We start from the raw sequence: 24783 nt of genomic DNA, 5'->3' as shown, positions 1-24783 counted from the left end.
TGGTCAGGAAATTAATTATTTCAGGAGCACTCATGTCCAGGCTCCACCTTCGAGATCATATAATTCAGACCATAGACTTTAAGTTTTCTTATCTTGTTAAAAAATAGTTCGGAAAAGGACTAAAAAGAAACACTTTAAGGCAAATTTGAAAACCTTACTGGCATATTTGAAAACTTTACTGGCATATTTTGATGCAGTTAAGATATTATTTGAAAAAAGCCTTAAAGCTAAAGATATTTGATTACTGCTGCCGGAAATAAAAGACTCAAGAGATCTTCCAGAAAGCAGAAAGAATCAAAAATAATTTTTCCGCAGAGACATGAATCTGGAAAGTGAAAACAATGGACAAAATGTTGATAGACCTGCTCTTTATGTCCCAGAAAAGAAAGGACCTTTTGCTCCTCCTCAAGGAGGGAGGAAAAACGATAGAAGAAATCGTAGATCTCCTGAATGTTACCCCTACAGGGATGCTTCCCCAGATCAAAAAGTTAAAGGAGGATTTTCTGATTTTGCAGGATGATAAAGAATACCGGCTTACCCCTCTTGCAGAAATTCTGGTTGAAAAAATGCAGCCCCTGCTTGACATTCTTGAAGTCATCGAGGAACATAAGGAATTCTGGCAGGAGCGTGATCTGAGTGGTTTGTCTCCAGCCTTCCTTGAGAGACTTAACGAACTAAAACCATATTCCCTTGTAAAACCCGATCCTGATAAAATTTTCGAAACTCCTGCAGTGTTTCTAAAAAATATAGAAAATTCAAAAAACCTGCTTTCTCTGTCTTCAATATTCCATCCGGCACTTCCAGGGATATTTCTCAGAATTGCAGATAACAACACTGAAATTACTCTTGTAGTAACAAAAAGAATTTATGAAAGATTAAAAAACGACTTCGAGAAAGAACTGAAGCTTTATCTGGCCAGAAAAAACAGGCGGCTTTTTGTTTGCACTGACGAAGTGAAAATAGCTATGTTGACGAAAACTGAACATTTCATGATGGCTGATTTCCTTACTTGGAAAGGAGCTTATGACCAGGAAAGTATTATAAGTTTTGAAGCCGCCCCTTTGAAATGGACTGAAGACCTTATTCTCCATTACAAAGACAAGGCTCAGGAGATAAAAGGATAAATTCGGACAAAAAAGTTATCAAGAGAAGGTTTTATTTCAACATATATTTTCCCGTCTCTACAGGCGAAAAAATGCCCTGATTTTTCTTTATAGAGGTTGCCGGCCTTATACCCTGAAGTATTGCATTCTTCGTAATCCAGAATCCTGATACTGAATCCCAGCCTGTAAAAGCTATTTTTCTTCAGCAGAGCGGAATGATACTTCGGGGTACCATTTAAAAAATGGAAGACTCTCTCAACACTCCAATCATCCCACTTTACCAGTTTATTATATTCTTCGGGCTTGATTTTTCTGGCCCTTACTGTTGGGGTGCCAATAGGCTGCTGTTTAATTCTGACACTCCCGTTTTCAAGAGCATTCATCGCCTCTGAGAGCAGTTTAATTCCGGTAGAGACCAGCTTTTGACCGGTTTCTTCGAGTGCCTCTCCAGAATTTATAAGGACACGTTCCTGGCAGATGATATCTCCCGTATCTTCTCCCTTATCCACGCAGTGGATGGTTACACCGGGATTGAGTATATGATCATAGTATTCCCAGAACAGCGGATTCGGTCCTCTGTACTCCGGAAGGTACGAATAATGAATATTAACGGTACCATATAAAGGAAGGCTAAAGACGTTCTCTTTCAACAAGTGAGACATGGAATATATAACAATAAGATCAGGTTCCACATTCCTGACCCATTTTTCCAGATCATTACTGTTCTCTTTTCTAAGATAATAGTAAGGGATTTGCAGTTTTCGGGAAAAAAGTCTCAGGCTCAAAGGATTTGAAGTCAGAGAGTAGTGAACACCTGTAAGGAACCTTCCTGCTGCTTTGAGAAACTTATCTGGTTCGTTTGCTGGGGCACAATCAACAATTCCCACAACTTTATGTTTTGATTCTATAATGGCTTGAAGAATTTGCGGAATGCCCTGTGTAATAACCACAACCCTCAATAGAATCCCACCTAAATTTATCGGATACCAGATGAAAACAAAACCTGCTACAGGGACTTCTTTGAACCTTCCTTTAAACCTTCCTTTTAAACCTTTCTTTCAACCTTTCTTTCAACTTTTCTTTTAACTGCACTTCATGCCAATCTTAGCCGTTTTTACTAACTCAAATCGAAAAACTCCCTGAGTGCCGCTCTACTTACTCTTTAAATCCTTTTGGCAAAAATCGATTCGCTATAAAGAGAAAGATGTAGTTCATATAATTTCAAAATAACAGAGAAAATAAACATATTATTAAAGCTGCGAACAGAACTGAAGCTTAAGCAAAGGATAAATTCGAACAGGCTTATCTTTTTATCTATATATTAGAAGAATCAAGAGGGAGATAAATGAAAGGAAAAATAAATGGCGGGCCTGTAATAAATCACAGATCTGTAAAAGCTGTGAGACTGATGGCAGTCCTGTTCGTTATCTTTACAATTTCACTTTCCGGCTGTGTTGACGATGGACAAAACAATACGGATAATGAAACAGAAGGTCCAGTAACTGACGGCCAGAACACCAGCGAACAAGAATACATATACGGTACTGCAAACGTGGAAAGCATCGATATTTTGACTCTAGAATCTTTTCCCGTACAGATACATGTGATAGCAGAAGGCTACCTTCCTGATGGATGCACCGAAATCGACGAAGTAAACACTGAAAGGGAAGGAAATGTCTTCAATATCAATATCACGACAAAGCGCCCAAAAGATGCAGTGTGTACCCAGGCTATAGAAGATTTTGAGAAAACAATTCCGCTTGACGTGCAGGGTCTCAAAGCCGGAAACTATACTGTAAATGTAAATGGGGCAACAGGATCATTTGAGCTTGCCGTTGATAATACATTAGAGGAACTGCCGAGTCCCATGCCTCCGAGACAGCAGGTAGTAACCGAAGCTGGCAATGGAACAAGTATAAGCCTCGAAAATGAAGAGACATTTTATCTCAGGCTTCAGGAAAACCCTACCACGGGCTATTCCTGGGAACTTAACCTGAGCCAGGGGCTCAGTCTGGTTTCGGATGAGTACTATCCTCCAGAGTCTGAAGAAGGTGAAGAGCCTCTTGTTGGTGCCGGAGGGGTTCATCTTTGGGAAATCAAAGCCGATTCCGAGGGCAACCAGCAAGTAATGGCAATATATAAAAGATCCTGGGAAAATGAAACCGGCACTGAAGACAGATTTACACTTAGTGTAGAAGTGGTCTGAACTGCAGTCTTGCTTTTCATGCCTTTTCCTCCTTTTTATTTTTTATTAAGTAAGAGAAATCTCAAGTTAGGAGGAATCCCAATTAAGAGATGGGGCATGAAAAAATACTTCCTATCAGCAGTCACCTTATTTTTCCAGCGATCTTACGGGAGCCCCAGGGCTTGTTTTAAGTCTTTAAGGCAACTGTCGCAGATATACGACGTGCCTATCTGAGTACACCCAAGTATATTTACATCTTCCCTGTGTTCTTTTTCTTCGGGGTTTCCGGAATAGCTTTCGCAGTAGACTCCGCATTTTACTTCACAATAGGCTCCGCAAAACAAACATCTGGTCATAGTATAATGTGGGTCTCCGGCTTTCAAATATCTTTCCTGAAAATTCCAGGTTAACCAGCAAAACTAGAAATAAATAAAAACCTGAAAAAGGCAGGATTGAAACTGTGAAGCTTCTAAAGCAGATGCAAAGTTATCCGATTTTCCGGAAAGATTAATGGATCGAGCGAAAAGTATATAAGTAATCGTTAGTATGTTCAGGTAGTTGTCTCAGGCAAGGTGCCTGACCTATAAAACCCTGTAGCGGGGTGGGGTAGCCAGGAGATCCCGACGGGCTCATAACCCGTAGACCGATGGTTCGAATCCATCCCCCGCTATAAGAGAACTTTCAGATAACTTTTTTCCTGATAATTTTCCTTTTGGACAAAATAAAGCAAAAACCTCGTAGCGGGGTGGGGTAGCCAGGAGATCCCGACGGGCTCATAACCCGTAGACCGATGGTTCGAATCCATCCCCCGCTATCAAACAATTCTTTTAGACATTGGTTTCATTTTTCTCTATCCGATAATTTGTATTATCTCAGGTTTTGTACCGTACCTCTATTTTTTATATCCGGGCACTCATTAATATCCAGTTAATTAATCCTATCTTATGCGTTCTATCATACCTTTTTAAGGCGTCAGAAACTCAAAGGCTTATTAAGTAAAGATCACTTTCTTATACAGGATTAACAGGATTAAAATAAATTCAGAAAAGATCACATTCCTATAAGGTAAAAATAAACGCAAGAAAAAGTAATCTCCTTGCACAGGCTAATAAACGGAACTTAAACTACCTTTTTATCCATTCTCAAAATTAAGCAGGACGATTCTCATATGGTAATGGAAAAACTCGGAGACTCCTTACAGGGGGCACTTAAGAAACTGATCGGCGCAGGGAGAATTGATGAGCGCACGGTCAACGAAGTAGTAAAGGATATTCAGCGGGCTCTGCTCCAGGCCGACGTTAACGTAAAACTTGTCATGGGGATGTCCCAGAGAATCAAAGAGCGTGCAATGAAAGAAGAACCTCCTGCGGGTATGAACCCGAGGGAGCACGTAATCCGCATTGTATATCAGGAACTGATGGAAATCATCGGGAAAGGAGCGGAAATTCAGCTCAAGCCCCAGACAATTATGATGGTGGGGCTACAGGGAAGCGGAAAAACCACGAGCACTGCAAAACTCGCCCGCTACTTCCAGAGAAAAGGGCTCAAAGCAGGAGTTATTGCCGCAGATACATTCCGTCCTGGGGCTTACCACCAGCTTAAGACTCTCTCTGAGAAACTCAATGTGGCTTTTTACGGAGAAGAAGGAAACCCTGATGCTGTCGAGATCACCAGAAACGGGCTTAAAGCGCTTGATAAATATGATATAAAAATCGTAGATACTGCAGGTAGACACGCCCTTGAAGCCGACCTGATAGAAGAAATGGAACGGATTCATGCTATCGCAAAACCCGACCACAAGTTCATGGTTCTGGATGCAGGCATAGGGCAACAGGCAAGCCAGCAGGCTCACGCGTTCAACAACTCTGTAGGGATCACAGGCGTTATCATCACAAAGTTGGACGGGACAGCAAAAGGTGGTGGAGCGCTTTCGGCAGTTTCCGAAACAAAAGCTCCGATTGCTTTTATCGGAGTTGGTGAAACCCCGGAAGATTTTGAAAAGTTCGAAGCTGACAGGTTTATTTCAAGGCTGCTCGGAATGGGAGACCTCAAGAGCCTGATGGAAAAGGCAGAGGAGAGCCTGAGTGAAGAAGACGTAAATGTTGAAGCCCTGATGCAGGGACGCTTCACCCTGAAGGATATGTACAAGCAGCTCGAAGCAATGAATAAGATGGGACCTCTGAAACAGATTATGTCAATGCTCCCTATGGGCATGGGTGGAATGGGAGGCGCGAAGTTCTCGGATGAAATGTTCCAGGCCACCAGTGACAAGATGAAAAATTACAAGATCATCATGGACTCAATGACAGAAGAGGAAATGACAGATCCTAAACTTATAGGCGGCTCAAGGATCAAAAGAATTTCGAGAGGCTCAGGCTGCAGTCCCGAAGATGTAAGAGAGCTTCTGAAGTACCACAAAACCATGCAAACGGCTCTGAAAGGTTTCAGAGGCGGAAAATTCAATATTCAGAAGATGATGAAGAAAAAACTTGGGATGTAATAATCCCGGGACTTTTTTCTATCGTTTTTATATTTAGATTATTTTTGCTCTTTTTATGTAATTCTTAGAATTTACAGGATTCTTTAAGATAACCCCGACTCTTTTTAGAGATTTATAGATTTTTTTCTAAATTACAGAAGTGTCAGTACTGATTGATCAGTACTGATCACAAACCTCAAAGAAGTTCATAAGTAACTTTTCTCCCTGCGCGGTGTGGGAAACCTCAGGATGCCATTGGACACCATAAATCGGTTTTGTGGGATGGCGCATGGCTTCAATTTCACAAACATCTGAGCGGGCAAGGTGGATAAACCCTTCAGGAAGAATGGCAACCTCATCTGCATGAGAAGCCCATACAGTTGTTTTTGGGCCAAGTCCCCTGAGTATGTCATCTTCTTCGAGGACCTCTATTTCAACCTCGGCATACCCGCCTTTTTTTCCTGCATGAACATGACCTCCGTAAGCAAGCGCAATTGCCTGGTGTCCGAGGCAGATTCCAAGAATAGGGATATCAATTTCCCGGATGTAGTCAGAGCAGAGGCCTGACCTTTCCATATCCGGCCCTCCGCTCAGGATTAGCCCGTCAGGCTTCTCCGCCAGAATATCCTCTACAGGGGTTATATTGGAAATAATCTTTGTATCCATGTCAAGGTCCCGAACAGCCCTGTGAATAAGGTGGCAAAACTGTCCGTAGTTGTTTACAACAAGGATTTTTAATTCTCTCATAGTTTCTTCCGTTCCTGTTTACAAATGTGAAATGGTTCTTACGCTCTAAGCTTATTCTATTAGCCCATGTTATCCTATTTTAATTCTTGTATCTTCCTGGCTTTGCTTCAGCACTTTCTGATTCTTCACATCCGCAGTTTCAAGGTTCATGCAGCTATCTCAGAAAAGAGAAAATACGTATGGGCAGTTATCGAAGGAATGAAATCAGACATGACAATCTAACTATAATGAACTATCCAACCACGAACTGTCAAATAAGAGAAAACTTTAAGAGCTGAGCACTATAGTACATAGATGTACAAATTAGTCCAATGAGTGTTATCTAAACCCAAAGAAGTTGTGAAGCTGCACAGGATCAGGGCTTGAATAAGTTTAAATAAAAGATGCGTGCTACTATGTGACATACTAGCACGCTAGAAAGAATCAATTAATAAAATCAATAAAACTTACAAATAAAGTAAATTAGTTCAGAACTTAGGGGAACTACCATGTCAGAGATTGGCAAAAAAATACGCATAGAAAGGCTGATGAATCGGGAGAGCAGAAACATGGTCATTATTCCCATGGACCATGGGATCTCCGACGGACCCATTGAAGGGCTTATCAATATTACCGATACAGTTAATAGGGTTGCCGAAGGAGGAGCAAACGCAGTTCTTATGCAGAAAGGAATGGTCAGGTACGGACATAGAGGATACGGTCATGATATCGGGCTTGTCGTGCATATCAGTGCCTCTTCTATACTGAGCCCCGACCCCAACGCTAAGGTGCAGGTCTGTACTGTTGAGGAAGTGATAAAAATGGGAGCTGATGCAGTTTCCATGCATATCAATGTAGGGTCCGACACGGAAACCGACCAGCTCGAAAAGCTAGGGACAATCTCCAGGGACTGCACTGAATGGGGTATGCCTCTTCTTACTATGATGTATCCCAGAGGCAAAAAAATCACAAATCCTCACGACCCTGTAAATGTGGCACATGCTGCCAGGATTGGAGCCGAACTCGGAGCTGACGTTGTAAAAACCGTATACACCGGAGATCCTGACAGTTTCAGAGATGTGGTAAGGGGCTGCCCTGTGCCTGTAGTAATTGCAGGTGGACCGAAGACCTCAACCGACTTCGAGCTTCTTGAAATGATTGACGGAGCAATGGAAGCCGGAGCGAGAGGAGCTGCAATCGGAAGAAATGTGTTCCAGCACAGGGATCCGGTCAGGCTGACCAGGGCTATTTGCGAAATCGTACACCATAGAAGGCCTGTAGAAGAAGCTCTTGAGCAGTTAAAGTAAAGAGACATTAAGAAAAGGGTGCTGAGAAGCAAAAACTAAGCCCGAAATAAAAAATAAAAACCGAAAATGAAAGTACCGGAGTAAGGCCGGAGTAAAAAACAGAATTTATGAACGGGGTTGAAAGCCTTTGAAAAAGAAAAGCGTCTGGATAAAAGCCGATGAAGGCGGATGGGAAGAACAGAAAGAGAGAATCACGACAGGCCTGGAATCCGGAGCCGACTGTGTACTTGTAAATCCGGGAGATGTAGAGAAAGTCAGGGAACTCGGAAACATTACAGTAGCAGCCTTTGCCCGTGACAACAAGTCCGGAGCTGATATCGTGGTAGTGGGAAAGAGAGGAGAAGGTGACGGGACAAAACCCCTGCCTGCGGAGCTTCCGGGTTCTTTTGATGTAAACGCAGCAACCCTGCTCATGGATAAAGGCGTGAACGTAGGCGGATATGTGGTCATCAAGGATAAACACTATGAACGCTTCGCAGCCGAAATGGGAAAGATCTGTGATTATCTGCTTGTGACAGGCACTGACTGGAAAGTTATTCCTCTCGAGAACCTGATAGCCGATCTCCAGCGCGAGAAAGTAAAGATTATCTTCGGGGTAAAAAGTGCTGAAGAAGCAAGGCTCGCCTTCCAGACTCTTGAAGCAGGAGCTGATGGAGTTCTCCTTGACAGCGGAAACCCTCAGGAAATAAAAGATACGATCAAGGCTGCAAGAGAACAGGAAAGCGAAAGCGCCGAACTTGAAGCTGCAGTGGTAACCAGGGTAGAACCCCTTGGAATGGGAGACCGGGTTTGTGTGGATACTTGCAACCTCATGCAGCGCGGAGAAGGCATGCTTATAGGTTCGCAGGCAAGCGGGATGTTCCTTGTAAATTCGGAATCCGAGGAGAGCCCTTACGTGGCAGCCCGCCCCTTCAGGGTAAATGCAGGTGCAGTTCATTCTTACATTAAAATAGGGGATAAAACCCGCTATCTTTCGGAACTCCAGACCGGAGATACCGTAACTATTGTAGACTCGAAAGGAAAACAGCGGGAGGGTATAGTTGGCAGAGTCAAGATCGAAAGCCGCCCCCTTATGTTAATCGAAGCAAAAGCAAAAGATAGGACTTTAACAGCAATCCTGCAAAACGCCGAAACCATCAAGCTTGTAGGAAAGGATGGAAGCCCGATCTCAGTTGCAAAACTGAAGAAAGGAGACGAGGTCCTTGTCCGTCTCGAAGAAGGAGCCAGACATTTCGGCAAAAAAATACAGGAGACAATCATAGAGAAGTAACTTATTATAAGCTTCTTATTCAAAAGCTTAAAACGCAGAAGCTCGATAAACAGGCAGATTAATCCAACACAGGTAAATCACTGGTTACAGGCAAAATACCCAGTTGCAGACAAATAAACAGCTCCCGGATTCGGAGAAAGCATGACCCACATAGGCCAATTTGACCTTGAACAGAAAACTGCGGTTGTTGCAGTAATTCTCGAAAAACCGCTTGATTCCTCAAAAAAAGCAGCCGAAAAAGGAACCGATATTCTTGAAGTCCGGTTGGACTTGCTGGGAGTCAGGGACCTGGAGAGAGCTGCAGAAACAGTAAGGGAAATAAAGTCTGAAACAGGGCTTCCTGTAATCGTTACTAACCGTTCCAGGGAGGAAGGAGGAAAATGGGAAGGAAAAGAGAGAGAAAGAACCGGACTTCTTACAGGGCTCCTTTCTTTTAAAGATGGACCGGATAAAAACGGACCTGATGCAGTTGATATCGAACTCTCTGCAGATAGGGAAGAAAGAGACAAAGTTATAAAAGTGGCAAAAGAGCACGAAAAAACCGTAATCGTGTCTTTCCACGACTTTTTAAAAACTCCTTCTCTTCAGGAAATGAAAGCAATTCTTGAAGAAATGTTTCTTTCTGGTGCAGATATTGCCAAACTTGCAGTGATGCCCCAGTCAATGGAAGATGTCCTTAATCTTTTGCGAGTTACGCTGGATTTCAGGGGTGCGGGAAAGTCAGTATGCACTATTGCCATGGGGGAGCAAGGAAAACATACAAGAGTAATTGCGCCTCTTTACGGTTCAGTCCTGACATATGCTTCGATGGAAGGGGATTCAGCCGCAGCCCCGGGTCAGCTTCCTGTGGATGAAGTAAAGAAGATAATGGAAATGCTAAAATGAAGCAAGTTTTTGGTGTATTTGGAAACCCTATAGGGCATTCCCTTTCCCCTGCCATGCATAATGCAGCGTTTTCAGCCCTTGGAATGGACTGCATCTATCACGCTTTCAGAGTCAGGCCGGAAAAACTGGAAAAAGCAATCCTCGGAGCAGAAGCTATGGGGTTTGGAGGGCTTAACCTGACAGTTCCATTAAAAGAGGAGGCTCTGAAACTAGATTTTATCAAGCCTGATCCCCTTGCAAAAAGAATTGGAGCAGTAAATACTGTAATCTTTGAAAAAACAGGAGAAATTCAGGGGTACAACACCGACGGATTGGGAGCAAGGCAAGCACTCCTGAATGCTGCAGTGGAAATTGAGGGGTCCAGAGTGGTGATCGCAGGGGCAGGAGGAGCAGCAAGGGCGGTCGCTTTTCAGCTTGCAGCCGACGGCGCCGATATCACAGTAATAAACAGGACCGAAGAAAGGGCACTCGAACTTGCAAAAGAGATCTCGGCTGAAACCCTTCCGGGAAAAATAAACGGTGCCGGGCTTTCAGGGCTAAAAGAATTGTTGCAGGATGCAGATATCCTGATCAATACCACAACTCTCGGGATGCACCCGAACACAGATACAACTATTGCAACAGCAGAAGAACTTCACAGCAGCCTTACTGTTTTTGACATCGTTTATAACCCGCTTGAGACCAGGCTTTTAAGGGAAGCAAAGGCTGCCGGAGCAAAAACCGTAAGCGGGGTTTTAATGCTCGTGTATCAGGGAGCAGAAGCTTTCAAACTCTGGACAGGAGTTGAACCTCCAATAGAACTCATGAAAAAAACCGTACTGGAGGCTCTGCAGGCTTGAATACGGATCTTGAGACAGGAATAATGAAGGCCGAAAAAGATCAGTGCCATGCGCTGCAAAACCATACAAGAACCCAAATATGGAACCCAGGTCTGGAAAAACAGAATTTCGGAAAAACGAGGGTTCTGATCCTTGGCGGAACCGGAGAAATGGGGCAGTGGTTCACTCGTTTTTTTAAAGAAAAGGGCTATGAGGTTACTGTATGGGGAAAAGGGGGCAAGGTGGAAGTCGCCAGGAGACTGGATGTGCCTTTTGCTTCGGACCTTGAAGCAGTTATCCCTGAAAATGATATAGTAATCGTATCCGTCCCTATCAATGCAACGGAAGAAACTATTGCAGGAATTGCCCCAAAGATGAAAGCAGGCAGCCTTCTTATGGACTTTACCTCCATCAAGGTAAAGCCTGTAGAAGCTATGCAGAGCTTTGCACCCGAAAATGTTGAGATCCTTGGAACACACCCTATGTTCGGCCCCACAATTCCCACAATCCGGGGGCAAACCGTAATCCTTGTTCCGGTAAAAGGGCGTTCTGAAAAATGGTTTCCGATAATCAGGCAGCTTTTTGAGGAAAACGGTGCACACGTTGAAATCACGACCGCAGCCGAACATGACCGGCTGGTCTCGGTAGTGCAGGGTCTTACTCATTTTGCTTATATCTCTATAGGGGCGACTATTAACAGGCTTGACTTTGACATCAAGAAATCCAGAAAATTCGTAAGCCCGGTTTACAGTATAATGCTTGACTTTGTGGGCAGAATTCTTGGACAGAATCCCTACCTCTACGCCCTGATTCAGATGGAAAACCCGGGTGTTCCGGAAGTGCATGAGGCATTTATAAAGGAATGTGAGGAACTATCCAGCCTTGTACGGGCTCATGATGAAGAGGGCTTTGTAAGAAAAATGAAGGCTGCTGCCCGAAAATATGATGATACATCCCATGCCCTGCACAGGTCGGACAAACTTATTAATTCCAGGATAGCAGAATACGAGACTGTCCTTAACTCTGTCGGAAAAGTCTGCGGTTTTTCTCACATTTACTCCGGAAAAGTCCATGTAGGTAGAGTGGAAGAGGTGGGGCCGAACGAGATAGTTCTTACAAAACTGGTTTCGAAAGGTACTGCTCCTCATATCAAAAACAAATTCGTAAAACTCAAGCTTGAAAACCTTCGACTTCTTTCGGAGTCCGAGTTAAGGGAATGGAGAAGAGAAAACCTGAAACATTCGATCCGGGATATTTCAGTCCTCATCCCTGAAAGTGCCGACCCTGAGATAGTTCTCGGAGCGATCAATACAAACAAGCATCTTACAGATTGTCAAATCAGTGATATCTATAACTGGGCTAATGAGACAGTATCCGAAAAAAATTTAAGTGAGACAAAAAAGCTAGGAGTGACTTATAGGATAACTATTTTTGGAGACTGTAACGCAGATTCTGTCGAAACTGAAGTGACAGTCCTTCTTTCCGGGCTTGGGTGCCGGATAAGAAAGAAAAACCTGAAGCGTGAGAAATGAAAGAGCTATTTCCTAGAACTGTGCCTTAATGAGCAGAGAAACCGATATAAACAATAAATAAATAAATACAAAACATAATGTCTCAGGTCAAATGGAAAATTTCTCTTTTATTTGCACTTATCACTCTTACCATATTTTTTTCACTTCTTTTAAGCGGTGATAAGTTTATTGAAAGCAATGGAAATGCAACAAACGCCACAGCAGTGGCTGGAGTTTCAAGCGAAAATCAGGTCACATATCTCATAAATAGGCTGGAAACTGGTGACCGTGAAACAAGATTAAACTCAATAGCTGAACTTGGAAAATTCGGAAAGCTGGCAGCAAACGTTCTCATAGAAAGGATTGAAAATGTTGAACCGATTGAGGCCGGAAATTCAAGCTCGGGAGAAATAAAAAGTTATATGCTTCTCGCACTTCTTGAAACCGGAGATGAAAGAGCGGAAAGTACTCTTTCAGGAAACTTTGAAGAGAACGGGGCTTCAAATAGGACTGCAGCTGATGCAGCCGGAAAACAGAGTCAGGGAGAAGTTCCAAAAGATATTATGCAGGCTATAGAAACAAAAGATAAAGCCATGCGAGAGAGCCTTGCAAGATCCCTTAATATGGAATACGGAAATGACACGGATATTCTTGAAGAGGCTCTAAAAGCTGAAGAACAGAATTCTACGCTCTATACTTCCTTTGCGCTTTCAAAAATTGACCCTGAAGAACCGGGGAACGAAACTGAAAAACTCCTTAACGCTCTTAAAAGCGAAAATGGATACGTAAGAGTTGCAGCTGCAATGGCTCTTGGACAAGAAAAGGAAAAAGCTGCAACAGACCCCTTACTGAAAATGCTTACCAGGGACTACCCTCTGGCAAAATATAGTGCATCTATGGCACTTGGAGAACTCGGAGATGAAAAAGCCATAGATACCCTGATGATGGAATTAAAAAATAACGAGAAAGATTACATCAGGAGCAGTATTGCAGTCTCCCTTGGAAAACTAGAAGCAGAAGAAGCTGTACCATATCTTATCGAGAGATTGAGAGACTCAAAGGCTTCGGTAAGGAGTAATGCAGCCCTTACGCTTGGTAGAATGGGAAATGAATCGGCAGTAGAGCCGCTGATAGACGTTCTGGCGAGCGGAAAAGAAGCTGAAGGAAGAAGAAAAGATAACCTGAACGCAAATGCAGATGTCCGAAAAAGTGTTGTCCTTGCCCTTGGAGGAATAGGAGGCCCAAAGGCTACGGAAACATTAACCGGAGTGCTAACCGATGATGGGGAAATGGTTGAGGTAAGGGTAGCTGCAGCCTCAGCTCTTGGAAATATAGGAAGCCCTGAAGCTGTAAGTACTCTTAAAATGGTGTTTGACAATCAGACCATGAATACGAGCATTAGAAACGGAGCTCTCCTTGCTCTTGGAAAAACTAATAATCAGGAAGCTGCAGGGTTTTTCATACAAAAACTTGGAGATAAAGACTTTGGAGTTAGTGCTAGAGAAGCCCTTATAAATATGGGAGAACCGGCGGTTGAGCCTCTTATAGAAAACCTGAAAACCGAAGACCTGAAAATTAAGGATGAAACCGCCCTGATTCTTATTGAAATTGGGGACCCGAGAGCAGTTGAGCCCCTTATTCAGGCTTATCAGTGATTTAGAGCTATCAGTAATCAAAAACCTGAAAGTCCTGAAAAAACTCAAAAAAGCGGCTGAAAAAGCCGCATCTTTTTTACTCAGATAACTCTTTACTCGAATTTTACTCTGGTATTTTACTCGGGTGTTTTTATCCATACGGATTATGCATGTTTTCATCCGGGGATTATGCATGTTTTCATTTGTATTCGGTTAAGGATTTTGAGCTGCGGATCTCGATTTCGACGGAAAAACTCAAACCCAAATGTTTAGTGTTTAAATTGAAATCGATATCAGATTCCAGTTTTGCATTTGATGAATAATTTAACAAATTTTATGAAAATCAATGCAAGTGATAACGATTTTTCCTTAACCGATGACCAATGTGCATGTTTTAGATTATCCGTGTTTTTTGAGGAAAAAGATTCAGAAAAAATTAAAACGAGTTAATAATTTAAATCAAACTTATAAGATCTTCCAGTGCAGCCTTTGGATCTGCAGCTTTAACAATTCCAGAAGCCAGAAGCACACCTTCCGAGCCAAGGTCAAGGGCTGCCCTAAGGTCTTCACCTTTTGAGATTCCGGCTCCACAAAGCACTTTTACTCTCTGATTGACTTTTGCTACTGCCTCAACAGAACCACTAACAACTTCAGGGTCGGCTTTTGAGACCGGGATTCCGCTGCCTATAAGTTCAGGAGGCTCGATTGCAACATAATCCGGACCAAGGATTGCTGCTGCTGCTGTTGTAGGGACGTTATTCGTACATATCACTGTTCTGAGCCCGAATTCTTTTGCCGCTTTCAGAGAAGCTTCGATTTCTGAAAGGGTCAGACGCCTTTCGGAATGATTGATCAAAGTCCCGACAGCTCCTGCTTCTTTTATGCATTTTCCGAAGATATGGCCAGTAAAGCTTCCTGCGCCTATTCCATCCAGATGTTGGGAAAAGACTGGAAGCTCAACCTCGGAAGCTACCCTGTAAATATCCGGGAGCTGAGGAGCTACCGCAATCTCGATACCTGATTCTTCGGACACGATTTTACAGGCTTTTGCAATATCAACTGCTCCCTGACCTGTGCCCTGTATATAGGTCTTATAGTTCAGTAAAATGAATGGTGAACTCAAGAAAGATACCCTCCTGAGAAGTGAAAAGAAAGTGAAAAATAAAAAGCGTGGAAATCCACACTTTCGTTGAGAGTTTCTGCCGGAGGTTTTTCCGTAACTTTGTTATTAGCGGTTTGTTAGCTGTTTCTAACACTTGTAACAACAGCCGTTTTAGCAGTTTCTCCGGCAGCTTTTTAGGGAAATATTCGAAACCTGCTCAGAAGTCTGTCATGACCCTGAACTGGTCGATCTCTGGCTTGTTAAGACTATTAATGAACTGCTCAGCCATTTCCCTGATGTCTTTTGCATTGGTGATAGCGCGTCCGACCACAAGGATGTCAGCACCCTGGCTAAGGGCAACAGGTACCTTGTCAAGGCGTACTCCGCCTGCAACTGCAACCAGAGCCTTTGGAGCAATCTTTTTGATTTCTTCAATGTTGCCCCAGGCATGTTCTGTGCCTTCGATATCAATTCCACGGTGGAGTTCAATGACATCGGGCATGACCTTAAGCTGCTTCAAGACCGAAATCGGGTCGTGCTGGTTGAGAGTATCCATTACCGCATAGATACCTGTCTTGTGGGCTTCTTCAATGAGCTTGTCAATGGTGCTAATAGGGGCAAGGGCTGAGACTACAATAGCATCGCCTGCAGCATCTGCAACCATTCTGGCTTCAAGATTTCCGGTGTCCAGAGTCTTCAGGTCAGCAACAATGAAAGCATCTGGCCTTACCTGCCTTATCTTGGAAATTACATCCATGCCGTAGCGCTTGATAAGGGGCGTGCCTGCCTCGATAATGACGTGGTCGCTCTTAGGGATATCCGAGATAGCCGAAAGCACGAACTCGATGTTAGGGTTGTCAAAAGCAATCTGCAGGTATGGTGGGTCCCAGAGCCTTGTGACTTTGAAGCCCATGATAGCGTGTGTGGACTTGTTGCTTTCTTCAAGCACAGTGTCGATGTCAGGGAAGCCTTCAAGTGCTCTCTTGATTGCGAGTTTTGTGGCTCCGTAATTGTATCTGTAGATCTTATTGTAATCCTGGGCTTCAGGGTGAATAAAGACACTCACTACAATGACAATGTCCTCAACCTGATCCTTAGGGATAACGCCTTCTTCTACAGAGTCTGCTACTGCCTTTGCAACAGCTGACTGGGCAGGTCCGAAAATCCTTGCTGCCTGGTCCATATTCTTTACCGTAACCTTCGGGATAATAAGAGTAGAAGGTTTTGGAGGCAGGTTGGGCCTGATAACGGAAAGGAGAGGGGTATGTCCGGCTGAAAGCTGCGTAAGGCCGTTTGCGAAAGCCTGCCCTACAGGACCTCCTTTGTCTCCTATCATCAAATCAATATGGGCAAGTTCTGAGCCCTGCCCCATTAATGCTTCTCCTATCTGAAACATGTTTGACCTCGTAAATTGGTAAATATGAGATGCAGATTACTGATTACATATACTGTGCAGAGTATTGAGAATATACTATGTAAAGTATGATAGTTGTGTACCTTAAATGAATCTGTCATCGAATTTAGGTTAAAAGTAACCCTTTTGCTGCTTAATGCCAGCTTTATATAAATAATCTCGTATCCTCCATAAGGGTTTTCACCCCTGTACAGAGCCTTACGAATTCGATTCTATAACTAAAAGTAGTCCGGGAAACTCCCAATCAAAGGAAAATTTTAGGGCACATATCGTTCAGGACGCAAATTCCACACCTTGGAGATATAGGCCGGCAGACATTTTGCCCGAATTTTACAAGCAAAATATTTACGTGCCTCCAGTACTTTTGCGGCAGGACTTTTTTTAACTCCATTTCGGTCTCATCAGGATTCTTTGTCACTACCAGCCCAAGCCTATTAGAAATCCTGTGAACGTGTGTATCGACAGCAAGTGCGTCTTCTTTAAGGAATGCATGCGCAAGTACGCAGTTAGCTGTTTTCCTGCCGACTCCGGGAAGTTTAAGGAGAGTCTCCATATTATCCGGAACCCTGCCTTTGTATTCTTCCAGTAAAATTCTGGAGATTTCCTTTATCCTTCCGGCTTTGACCCTGTAAAAACCCACATCTCTTATGAGTGCTTCAATCTCCTCAACATCAGTCTCGACCATTTCCTCAGGGGTTGAGAACTTCTCAAAAAGCCTTTTTGCTGCAGGATAGGTTACGTCATCCCGGGTCCTGTGGGACATAACAGTTGAGATTAATGCGAAAAAGGGTTCCCTTATGTCTACAGTGCAACCGTCCGGATAAAGTTCGAAAAGTCTCTGCATAAGTTCATCAATATCCATGCCCAGAGTTAGTATTCTCTTAATATAAAAATACAAGATTAAAGATATAATTAATTCGTTAATAAAAAACGAAAACAGACGTTTTAGAGAGGTCTGAGTTAAAGATAAAAAATATAGAAAAGGTAAGAAATGAAAAAGAACTTTAAAAGAGAAGTGGAAAGTGCTTAAGAAGCCAAGGTCCGGATTCGAACCGGAATGGTATCGCTCTGCAGGCGATTGCGTAGCCGCTCCGCCACCTTGGCACAAAGTGGATTCTTTTAAAGCACTTTATTGAATATATAGTTTTAGGTCAAATCTGTTATAATAGAAGAGAAAAGCCAAGATCCGGATTCGAACCGGAATGGTATCGCTCTGCAGGCGATTGCGTAGCCGCTCCGCCATCTTGGCATTTTTGAGCACGTATTAGTCGTGTAGATGCAATTAAAGTAATTTCTTATATATAAATATTTAGCTTGAGGCAATCTTCTTAAAAGTTTATTACACGCTCGTGTAAAAAGCAAGGAGAGAATATCCAGAAAGGAGATATTCAAGCTCAAAAGAAAAAGCGAGAAAAAGCGAATAGTCCTGCCATCAACAGAGCCATCAGTATGAAGACCAGAATTGTGGGCAGAAGAATAGCTATTGCGGATTTTCCCATACTTACATTGTGCACGTGCATACCGCCTACAATATAGAGGTATATCCCGTAAAGCCCGGCGATCCAGCCTACAAGAGGAATCCAGGATACTACCAGCACGGCAGTTGCATAGGATACGAACCTCATAGTACCTTCATAACTTCCTTTTCCCCCAAGAACTTTATAAATAACATAGAGTATTGCGGCTTCAATAAAGAGAGAGACGATACCTGCAACAGGTAATACAATTACAGTCGTAAGGATAGTGAAAAGGCTGAACTCTCCAGCACTATTGTACATTCCTCCATACATTCCATCATACATACCGCCCATATACATCCCGCGACCAAAAAGGATGGCTAGAAGCGCAGTTAAAAGCCCGTATATAATGAAACTGATTGCTGCAAAAATGAGCGGATCAGCATATCCTCCGATCTTTGGCATGCTCCTGTAGAAATCAGATGGTCTTAGCATGACCTCTTTCCAGGTATTGATATAATTCATAAGTCACCCCAATGAAAATATGCTTGATTTTTATTTAAATAAATTCATTAAAAAAAGAAGTTCTGTTTTTCGATTGAATAGAGTAATTCGAAAAAGCAAATCAGGACAAATAAGGATCAGGACTTGATTCTTCTTTCGGAGACATTTTTTAAGATCTGGATGCCGAGGTCGTATCTCATAAGTAATTAATTACATGAAGTGATGTCAATGACTGAGAGAAAACTGACGCCTGAAAAGCGCCATTTTATCGTTTTCGATAGACAATCGAATATTAAAGTATTTTTATAGTGTATAATTATAAATTGTGCAAACTATAATTTCCTTTGCATAGGGGGTTTATGTATGAAAGGAAATGAAAAGATGATCGAACATCTAAATGCTCGTTTAACTGAGGAATTGACTGCTATCAACCAGTATTTTGTTCATGCTGAAATGTGCGAAAACTGGAATTACAAGCGACTGGGAGAAGAAATCGAAAAGCGCGCCATTGTCGAGATGAAGCACGCTGAAAAGTTGATAGAGCGTATCCTCTTCCTCGAAGGGAAGCCTATCGTCAGCAACTTAAACGAAATGACTATCGGCTCCTTTGTGCCGGAGATGCATGAAAGTGATCGCAGGGCCGAAGATGGGGCCATTAAAGGCTACAACGAAAGTATCCGCCTGGCATCAGAAATAAGAGATAATAACACTAAAGTGCTTCTCGAGGCGATCCTGAAGGAAGAAGAAGAACATATAGATTGGATTGAGGCGCAGCTCGACCAGATCAACCAGATCGGTATCCAGAACTATCTGGCGCAACAGATCTATGAATAAGGACTAACTGCTGTACTTCTGTTTTTGAGATATTCCTGGGGCCACCTGTGAAAGCCATGGTAAAGAGTAAAAATTTCCAATGCCCCAGGATATCTAGAGAGATTTATCCAATGGGAGAAAAAAACATTATATTTTTAGAATTTTTTTACGAGAGTCAGTAAAATTGATTAATAAAGTTTGCCAGACCAGCAAAAGGCGGCAGCATGTACTTCTACAGCCTCAAAAAGAAGGCTAATATAGAGAGATACTGATACTAAGCTTCGCTCAACAGACAAAAAGTGTACAAACAGAGAAGAAGCTTCAAAGAAGTAAAAACAACAGTAATAATAAAATCAACTGAAATAACAAAACAACGTTAAGAAACGATGTCAAAAAATAATGTAGAGAAACGATATCAAAAAACATTATCAAAAAGCAGTTTCAAAAAACATTATTAAAAACTGGCATCAGAAAACAAAATATTCAGAAAAAACAATATTAGAAAACAATATTAGAAAACAATATTAGAAAACAATATTAGAAAACAATATTAGATAGATTTGAAAGTAGTATAGGGTGAGTTTGGCAGCGATCCAGAGTTCCCGAAGGCTCGCACACTTCAGTACAGTAAGGAACGTGGACAGGCTTATCTTCTGTGTTCGGGATGGGTACAGGAGTTTCCCTGCCGCTATGGCCGCCAGACTCTACCTATAAATGGGATATGGAAAGATGAAGTCGTGTATAGGTGTGCTGCATACTGAATTTCGCCTGGACCTGAATTAGGTGAAAGGAACGGATAGTTAGTGAACGCGGACTGAACACCTCGTTGCCTTGGTGCTTACATCCCGTTTCTATCAAACCGGTCTTTTACCGGAATCCTTAAAGAGGTCTCTTTTTAGGTCAGATTTCGAGCTTAGATGCATTCAGCTCTTATTCCTTAGCGCGTAGCTGCCCGGCGATGCCTTGTCAGACAACCGGTACACCAGTGGCGCCGCTGCTTGGTTCCTCTCGTACTAAAAGCAGCTTACCTGCAGACCTCTGGCACCTCTAGTAGATAGTAACCGACCTGTCTCACGACGGTCTAAACCCAGCTCACGATCTCCTTTAATAGGCGAACAACCTCACCCTTGGCCGCTGCTGCACGGCCAGGATGGAAAGAACCGACATCGAGGTAGCAAGCTGCCGGGTCGATATGTACTCTTGCCGGCAACGACTCAATTATCCCCGGGGTAACTTTTCTGTCATTTTTGGCCCCCACCAAGGAGGCACAAAAGTTCGCTAGAACCGACTTTCGTCTCGTCATCCACTGCTGTGCTGAATAACGTCAGGCTGACTTATGCTCTTGCACTCTTCAGTGAGTTTCCGACCCACTTGAGTCAACCATTGCGCGCCCTTGATATCTTTTCAAGGGCGTCCCGCCCCAGGCAAACTGCCCACCTATCGGGGTCCTCTTCGCAGAGTTAGGGTCGTAGTCCCGGAAGGGTAGTGTCCCAATTGCGACTCCACGGATGCTGGCGCACCCGCTTCGACGTCTCCTACCTACACTGTACATCCAGAACCACAACCCAACGACAGGCTGCAGTAAAGCTCCACGGGGTCTTCACTTCCCCCTAGAGGTCTCTAGACTGTGCACTAGAATGTAAGCTTCACCGGACTCCAGTTAGGGACAGTAGGGCTCTCATTGATCCATTCATGCAAGTCGCCAATTAAGCGACAAGGTACTACGCTACCTTAAGAGGGTCATAGTTACCCCCGCTGTTTACAGGCCCTTCTTCCCGTTGAACCGGGGTTTCAGGTACCTGCACTGAGCAGGATTCAGAGATTGTACTAGCCCTTACGGGTTTGCAATCTCCTATGTTGGTATTAGACAGTTAGAGCCCCCTGGTCACTGCGACCTGCTGTCTACACAGCAGGCACTCCTTCTCCCGAAGTTACGGAGCTAATTTGCCGAATTCCCTTAACTGAATTACTCCGACACGCCTTAGCCTTTTCAGCTAGGGGCACCAGTGTCAGTTCTCGGTACGGACATTTAGCTGTCCTTTTCACGGGTTCCTGGGTGCAGCCGACTTTAGCCATAACAGATTCGCCCGCTTCTCGCCATTACGGCTCTCCACAGGATTCGCTGCTTAGACGGCGCGACGACGCCGCTCGGCCTGCCCTGAAACGTCAGAGCTCAGTGCTAAATGGTACAGGAATATTAACCTGTTTCCCTTTTGGCGTACTCGAATTACGGTACGTCTTAGGACCGACTAACCCTCGGCTGACGATCATTGCCGAGGAAACCTGGCCCCTTCGGCGGCAGGGATTCTCACCCTGCTATGCTGCTACTATTACCAGGATTTTCGTTTGTGAACGGTCCACAGGACTTCACAGCCCTGCTTCAGCCCGAACACAACGCCTTCCTACGAGATTACCTTTCGGTACTCCGTGGTATCGGTGGTCGACTTGAGCCCCGTCAATTTTCGGGGCCCCAAACCTCGACTGGTGAGCTGTTACGCACTCTTTGAAGGGTAGCTGCTTCTAAGCTAACCTTCCAGCTGTCTTGGGCTTGGGACGCCCTTTAGTGTTAACACTTAGTCGACACTTGGGGACCTTAACCACGGGCTGGGTTGTCTCCCTTACGGACTACAAGCTTACCCCAGTAGTCCGGACTCCGACTTTCTTCGATGACAGTGGGTTTGGAGTTTGACAGGCGGGCGAGGGGTTTCCCCCCGGAACCGCCAATCAGTGCTCTACTCCACCGACAATCTCCGGTCAGGTCATGCTGCGACATGTTTCGGAAGGAACCAGCGGATGCCGGGTTAGATTAGCATTTCACTACGAGACGCAGGTCACACGAATGATTTGCAGATCAATACCGCTTGCGGTCCTCCACGTAGCTTTCGCCACGCTTCAACCTGCCCACGCCTAGATCACCCGGCTTCGGGTCGTACCCCGGTGACTCCACGCACTTGTATACGTCGTGCCTCACCCGTGAGGGTTGCGCACATGTTGCTTTCGCTTCGGCTGCCCAGATAAAAGGTTAGCCATCGCCACCAAGATACACTCCCTGGCCCGTTCTTCAAAACGTAAGATACGACACTGGCAGTGATACTCGTACAACACCCTCGCGGGTGCTTCCTTCGTACCAAAGATCCTTTCATGCCGTATCGTTCCATCACTATCAGGTTTCAGGCACTTTGCACCTCCCTTCTCGGGGTACTTTTCAGCGTTCGGTCACCCTACTATTTCGCTATCGGTCTCAAGTAGTATTTAGTTTTGGAGGTTGGTGCCCCCCGGATTCCCGCACGATATCCGACGCACGGTACTCAGGGACATGTTCCGGTCTTCTGGCTTACACCTAAGTGACTGTCACACTCTATGGTCTGCCGTTCCAGGCAAGTTCGGTTTTGCCGCGAGACGTTTGAACAGCCCTACAACACCACATTTCCCCGAAGGGATTCGGTTTGAACTGTGCCGTTTTCACTCGCCGTTACTAGCGGCATCTCGTTTGATTTCTTTTCCAGCTCCTACTGAGATGTTTCAATTCGGAGCGTTCCCGATCATTACTGATCACTATGGAGAGGTCCCATTCGGAGATCCCGGGTTCATTGGCTCCATGCACCTACCCCGGGCTTATCGCAGCTTGGCACGTCCTTCATCAGCTCTTGAGCCGAGCCATCCACCTGATAGCATAACTCCTGTTACACCTAACCAGGTCCAGTTAGCGTTCAATATACAGCACCTATACACGACTTCATGTGCCCGCGGTTCCGCGCAGGCTATCCATCCTTCCCCGATAAGCTACTTACCGGGTGCACTTGATGATAATGGAATAATTTGTTATTTTGAATAACAAATTGGTTTGTTATTAATGGAGAGATCCAGATGGAATCCATTGGATCTCTGGTTTGAGGATTTGTTCGGTTTATCGGCATCTGGGTGATAGTGTTTTTTGGCTTAGGAGGTGATCCAGCCGCAGATTCCCCTACGGCTACCTTGTTACGACTTAACCCCCCTTGCAAAATTCAGGTTCGAACACGGCACAGAGTCCGTGCCCTCACCCATACCTCACTCGGGTGGTTTGACGGGCGGTGTGTGCAAGGAGCAGGGACGTATTCACCGCGCTATATTGAAACGCGATTACTACGGATTCCAGCTTCACGAGGGCGAGTTACAGCCCTCGATCCGAACTACGAATGGGTTTGTGAGATTACCAACCCCTTTCGGGGTAGGGACCCATTGTCCCATCCATTGTAGCCCGCGTGTAGCCCGGGAGATTCGGGGCATACTGACCTACCGTAGCCCGCACCTTCCTCCGATTTAACACCGGCGGTCCCCACAGAGTACCCATCGTCCCGGAGGACATGCTGGTAACAGTGGGCACGGGTCTCGCTCGTTGCCTGACTTAACAGGATGCTTCACAGTACGAACTGGCGACGGCCATGCACCTCCTCTCAGCGATTCAGGCAAAGTCTTCAGCTTGGCCTACATATTGCTGTCGCCCCCGGTGAGTTGTCCGGCGTTGAGTCCAATTAAACCGCAGGCTCCACCCGTTGTTGTGCTCCCCCGCCAATTCCTTTAAGTTTCAGCCTTGCGGCCGTACTTCCCAGGTGGCTCGCTTCACGGCTTCCCTGCGGCACCAGACACGGTCGCGCCATGCCTGACACCTAGCGAGCATCGTTTACGGCTGGGACTACCCGGGTATCTAATCCGGTTCGTGCCCCCAGCTTTCGTCCCTCACCGTCGAACCCGTTCTGGTAAGACGCCTTCGCCACAGGTGGTCCCACAGGGATTACAAGATTTCACTCCTACCCCTGTAGTACCTCTTACCTCTCCCGGTTCCAAGCCTGGCAGTATCCCCCGAAAGCCTAACGGTTAAGCCGTCAGATTTCCCGGAGGACTGACCAAACCGGCTACGGACCCTTTAGACCCAATAATCACGATCACCACTCGGGCCGCCGGTGTTACCGCGGCGGCTGGCACCGGTCTTGCCCGGCCCTTGCTAACAGGTGTATTTTACACACCCGGACAGCCAGCATATGATGCTGGCACTCGGTGTCCCCTTATCACGGTTTCCCGCATTGTAAAGTTTTCGCGCCTGCTGCGCCCCGTAGGGCCTGGATTCATGTCTCAGAATCCATCTCCGGGCTCTTGCTCTCACAACCCGTACCCGTCGTTGGCTAGTAGGTACGTTACACCCACTACTACCTGATAGGCCGCAGACCCATCCTTGGGCAGACGAATCCATTTTACGCATAAAGCATTCCAGCAGATATGCGGTATCCGGAATTATCCCCAGTTTCCCGGGGTTATGCCGGACCCAAGGGCAGGTTATCCACGTGTTACTGAGCAGTACGCCATGTTCACGAAGAACATATGACTCGCATGGCTTAGGCGAACACCGATAGCAGTAACCTCTGGCAGGATCAACCAGAATTGTTATAGCACACTTGAAATTAAAGGTCTTGGTCGCAGAAACTTGCACTAACAACATCAAATTCAGTTAGTTCATTTCGCGATAGATGTGAAAACACCTATCACCCAGAATTAACCGAACCGACAAATCCTCGTCAGACAGAAAACAACTTCTGTC

At 44.7% G+C, this 24783-nt stretch carries 17 protein-coding genes, 4 tRNA genes and 3 rRNA genes; 12 read left to right on the top strand and 12 right to left on the bottom strand.

The window, feature by feature from the left end; translation table 11 throughout:
- The first annotated feature begins 341 nt into the window (after positions 1–341).
- The gene (locus tag ACZ5A8_RS00120) at positions 342–1124 is read left to right on the top strand and encodes a helix-turn-helix transcriptional regulator (RefSeq protein WP_464533962.1); all 783 of its coding nucleotides are present in this window, start codon (positions 342–344) and stop codon (positions 1122–1124) included.
- Here ACZ5A8_RS00120 and ACZ5A8_RS00115 read toward each other — a convergent pair.
- The gene (locus tag ACZ5A8_RS00115; RefSeq protein WP_464533961.1) at positions 1106–2053 is read right to left on the bottom strand and encodes a formyltransferase family protein; all 948 of its coding nucleotides are present in this window, start codon (positions 2051–2053) and stop codon (positions 1106–1108) included. The genes ACZ5A8_RS00120 and ACZ5A8_RS00115 overlap by 19 nt on opposite strands.
- A 395-nt stretch (positions 2054–2448) precedes the next feature.
- On the opposite strand from ACZ5A8_RS00115, the gene ACZ5A8_RS00110 reads away from it, so the two are divergent.
- Positions 2449–3309, top strand: coding sequence for a protease inhibitor I42 family protein (locus ACZ5A8_RS00110; protein WP_464531557.1), 861 nt, complete (start codon positions 2449–2451; stop codon positions 3307–3309).
- Positions 3310–3452: 143 nt separating this feature from the next.
- Here the strand turns inward: ACZ5A8_RS00110 and ACZ5A8_RS00105 are convergent, their stop codons facing one another.
- On the bottom strand, positions 3453–3644 hold the full coding sequence (locus tag ACZ5A8_RS00105; RefSeq protein ID WP_229390507.1) for a hypothetical protein: 192 nt from the start codon (positions 3642–3644) through the stop codon (positions 3453–3455).
- Between the two features lie 239 nt (positions 3645–3883).
- Between ACZ5A8_RS00105 and ACZ5A8_RS00100 the strand changes: the two genes are divergently transcribed.
- The 3 genes from ACZ5A8_RS00100 (at position 3884) to ACZ5A8_RS00090 (ending at position 5788) form a co-directional block, all read left to right on the top strand.
- Positions 3884–3958: transfer RNA gene (locus ACZ5A8_RS00100), tRNA-Met, on the top strand.
- A 69-nt stretch (positions 3959–4027) separates the two neighbouring features.
- Positions 4028–4102 (top strand) — tRNA-Met (locus ACZ5A8_RS00095).
- Positions 4103–4456: 354 nt separating this feature from the next.
- Complete coding sequence (locus tag ACZ5A8_RS00090; protein ID WP_229390506.1) at positions 4457–5788, top strand: signal recognition particle protein Srp54; 1332 nt, start codon at positions 4457–4459, stop codon at positions 5786–5788.
- A gap of 156 nt (positions 5789–5944) precedes the next feature.
- Here the strand turns inward: ACZ5A8_RS00090 and ACZ5A8_RS00085 are convergent, their stop codons facing one another.
- Positions 5945–6514: a GMP synthase subunit A gene (locus ACZ5A8_RS00085; RefSeq protein ID WP_229390505.1), complete on the bottom strand. Its 570-nt coding sequence runs from the start codon at positions 6512–6514 to the stop codon at positions 5945–5947.
- 488 nt (positions 6515–7002) lie between these two features.
- On the opposite strand from ACZ5A8_RS00085, the gene ACZ5A8_RS00080 reads away from it, so the two are divergent.
- The 6 genes from ACZ5A8_RS00080 (at position 7003) to ACZ5A8_RS00055 (ending at position 13939) form a co-directional block, all read left to right on the top strand.
- Positions 7003–7800 (top strand): 2-amino-3,7-dideoxy-D-threo-hept-6-ulosonate synthase, encoded by a 798-nt coding sequence (locus ACZ5A8_RS00080; protein WP_229390504.1) that lies wholly within the window; start codon positions 7003–7005, stop codon positions 7798–7800.
- 127 nt (positions 7801–7927) lie between these two features.
- Positions 7928–9070: a 3-dehydroquinate synthase II gene (locus ACZ5A8_RS00075; protein WP_464531555.1), complete on the top strand. Its 1143-nt coding sequence runs from the start codon at positions 7928–7930 to the stop codon at positions 9068–9070.
- 141 nt (positions 9071–9211) lie between these two features.
- The gene (aroD, locus tag ACZ5A8_RS00070) at positions 9212–9955 is read left to right on the top strand and encodes a type I 3-dehydroquinate dehydratase (RefSeq protein ID WP_464531554.1); all 744 of its coding nucleotides are present in this window, start codon (positions 9212–9214) and stop codon (positions 9953–9955) included.
- Positions 9952–10794, top strand: a complete 843-nt coding sequence (locus tag ACZ5A8_RS00065) for a shikimate dehydrogenase (RefSeq protein WP_464531553.1) — start codon at positions 9952–9954, stop codon at positions 10792–10794. The genes aroD and ACZ5A8_RS00065 overlap by 4 nt, the downstream gene beginning before the upstream one ends.
- Positions 10791–12305, top strand: a complete 1515-nt coding sequence (locus ACZ5A8_RS00060; RefSeq protein WP_464531551.1) for a prephenate dehydrogenase — start codon at positions 10791–10793, stop codon at positions 12303–12305. Before ACZ5A8_RS00065 ends, ACZ5A8_RS00060 begins: the two co-directional genes overlap by 4 nt.
- A gap of 77 nt (positions 12306–12382) precedes the next feature.
- Complete coding sequence (locus tag ACZ5A8_RS00055) at positions 12383–13939, top strand: HEAT repeat domain-containing protein (RefSeq protein WP_464531550.1); 1557 nt, start codon at positions 12383–12385, stop codon at positions 13937–13939.
- Between the two features lie 433 nt (positions 13940–14372).
- Here the strand turns inward: ACZ5A8_RS00055 and tpiA are convergent, their stop codons facing one another.
- From tpiA to ACZ5A8_RS00025, 6 genes are all read right to left on the bottom strand, one after another.
- Positions 14373–15041, bottom strand: coding sequence for a triose-phosphate isomerase (gene tpiA, locus ACZ5A8_RS00050; protein WP_464531549.1), 669 nt, complete (start codon positions 15039–15041; stop codon positions 14373–14375).
- A 196-nt stretch (positions 15042–15237) separates the two neighbouring features.
- The gene (locus ACZ5A8_RS00045) at positions 15238–16416 is read right to left on the bottom strand and encodes a bifunctional 5,6,7,8-tetrahydromethanopterin hydro-lyase/3-hexulose-6-phosphate synthase (RefSeq protein ID WP_229390498.1); all 1179 of its coding nucleotides are present in this window, start codon (positions 16414–16416) and stop codon (positions 15238–15240) included.
- 262 nt (positions 16417–16678) lie between these two features.
- Positions 16679–17296: an endonuclease III domain-containing protein gene (locus tag ACZ5A8_RS00040; RefSeq protein ID WP_464531547.1), complete on the bottom strand. Its 618-nt coding sequence runs from the start codon at positions 17294–17296 to the stop codon at positions 16679–16681.
- A 170-nt stretch (positions 17297–17466) separates the two neighbouring features.
- Positions 17467–17538 (bottom strand) — tRNA-Cys (locus tag ACZ5A8_RS00035).
- Positions 17539–17611: 73 nt separating this feature from the next.
- Positions 17612–17683: transfer RNA gene (locus ACZ5A8_RS00030), tRNA-Cys, on the bottom strand.
- 145 nt (positions 17684–17828) lie between these two features.
- Entirely contained in the window at positions 17829–18416 is a 588-nt protein-coding gene (locus tag ACZ5A8_RS00025) for a YIP1 family protein (RefSeq protein WP_464531546.1), read from the bottom strand.
- Between the two features lie 342 nt (positions 18417–18758).
- Between ACZ5A8_RS00025 and bfr the strand changes: the two genes are divergently transcribed.
- Positions 18759–19229 (top strand): bacterioferritin, encoded by a 471-nt coding sequence (bfr, locus tag ACZ5A8_RS00020; protein WP_464531544.1) that lies wholly within the window; start codon positions 18759–18761, stop codon positions 19227–19229.
- A 559-nt stretch (positions 19230–19788) separates the two neighbouring features.
- On the opposite strand, the gene rrf is transcribed toward bfr, so the two are convergent.
- The 3 genes from rrf to ACZ5A8_RS00005 form a co-directional block, all read right to left on the bottom strand.
- Positions 19789–19910: ribosomal RNA gene (gene rrf, locus ACZ5A8_RS00015) — 5S ribosomal RNA — on the bottom strand.
- 78 nt (positions 19911–19988) lie between these two features.
- A 23S ribosomal RNA gene (locus tag ACZ5A8_RS00010) occupies positions 19989–22894 on the bottom strand.
- Positions 22895–23149: 255 nt separating this feature from the next.
- Positions 23150–24627: ribosomal RNA gene (locus ACZ5A8_RS00005) — 16S ribosomal RNA — on the bottom strand.
- Together the 16S, 23S and 5S rRNA genes form the textbook arrangement of a ribosomal RNA operon.
- Positions 24628–24783 lie beyond the last annotated feature (156 nt).

Source organism: Methanosarcina subterranea (assembly GCF_055385895.1).
The sequence above is the reverse complement of the archived record's forward strand: the minus strand, read 5'-3'. Positions and strand labels throughout refer to the sequence as shown.

Coding starts and splice junctions, on each gene's coding strand:
- ACZ5A8_RS00120 (WP_464533962.1), top strand. CDS start 342: ATGGACAAAATGTTGATAGACCTGCTCTTTATGTCCCAGAAAAGAAAG.
- ACZ5A8_RS00110 (WP_464531557.1), top strand. CDS start 2,449: ATGAAAGGAAAAATAAATGGCGGGCCTGTAATAAATCACAGATCTGTA.
- ACZ5A8_RS00105 (WP_229390507.1), bottom strand. CDS start 3,644: ATGACCAGATGTTTGTTTTGCGGAGCCTATTGTGAAGTAAAATGCGGA.
- ACZ5A8_RS00090 (WP_229390506.1), top strand. CDS start 4,457: ATGGTAATGGAAAAACTCGGAGACTCCTTACAGGGGGCACTTAAGAAA.
- ACZ5A8_RS00085 (WP_229390505.1), bottom strand. CDS start 6,514: ATGAGAGAATTAAAAATCCTTGTTGTAAACAACTACGGACAGTTTTGC.
- ACZ5A8_RS00080 (WP_229390504.1), top strand. CDS start 7,003: ATGTCAGAGATTGGCAAAAAAATACGCATAGAAAGGCTGATGAATCGG.
- aroD (WP_464531554.1), top strand. CDS start 9,212: ATGACCCACATAGGCCAATTTGACCTTGAACAGAAAACTGCGGTTGTT.
- ACZ5A8_RS00065 (WP_464531553.1), top strand. CDS start 9,952: ATGAAGCAAGTTTTTGGTGTATTTGGAAACCCTATAGGGCATTCCCTT.
- ACZ5A8_RS00055 (WP_464531550.1), top strand. CDS start 12,383: ATGTCTCAGGTCAAATGGAAAATTTCTCTTTTATTTGCACTTATCACT.
- ACZ5A8_RS00045 (WP_229390498.1), bottom strand. CDS start 16,416: ATGTTTCAGATAGGAGAAGCATTAATGGGGCAGGGCTCAGAACTTGCC.
- ACZ5A8_RS00040 (WP_464531547.1), bottom strand. CDS start 17,296: ATGGATATTGATGAACTTATGCAGAGACTTTTCGAACTTTATCCGGAC.
- ACZ5A8_RS00025 (WP_464531546.1), bottom strand. CDS start 18,416: ATGAATTATATCAATACCTGGAAAGAGGTCATGCTAAGACCATCTGAT.
- bfr (WP_464531544.1), top strand. CDS start 18,759: ATGAAAGGAAATGAAAAGATGATCGAACATCTAAATGCTCGTTTAACT.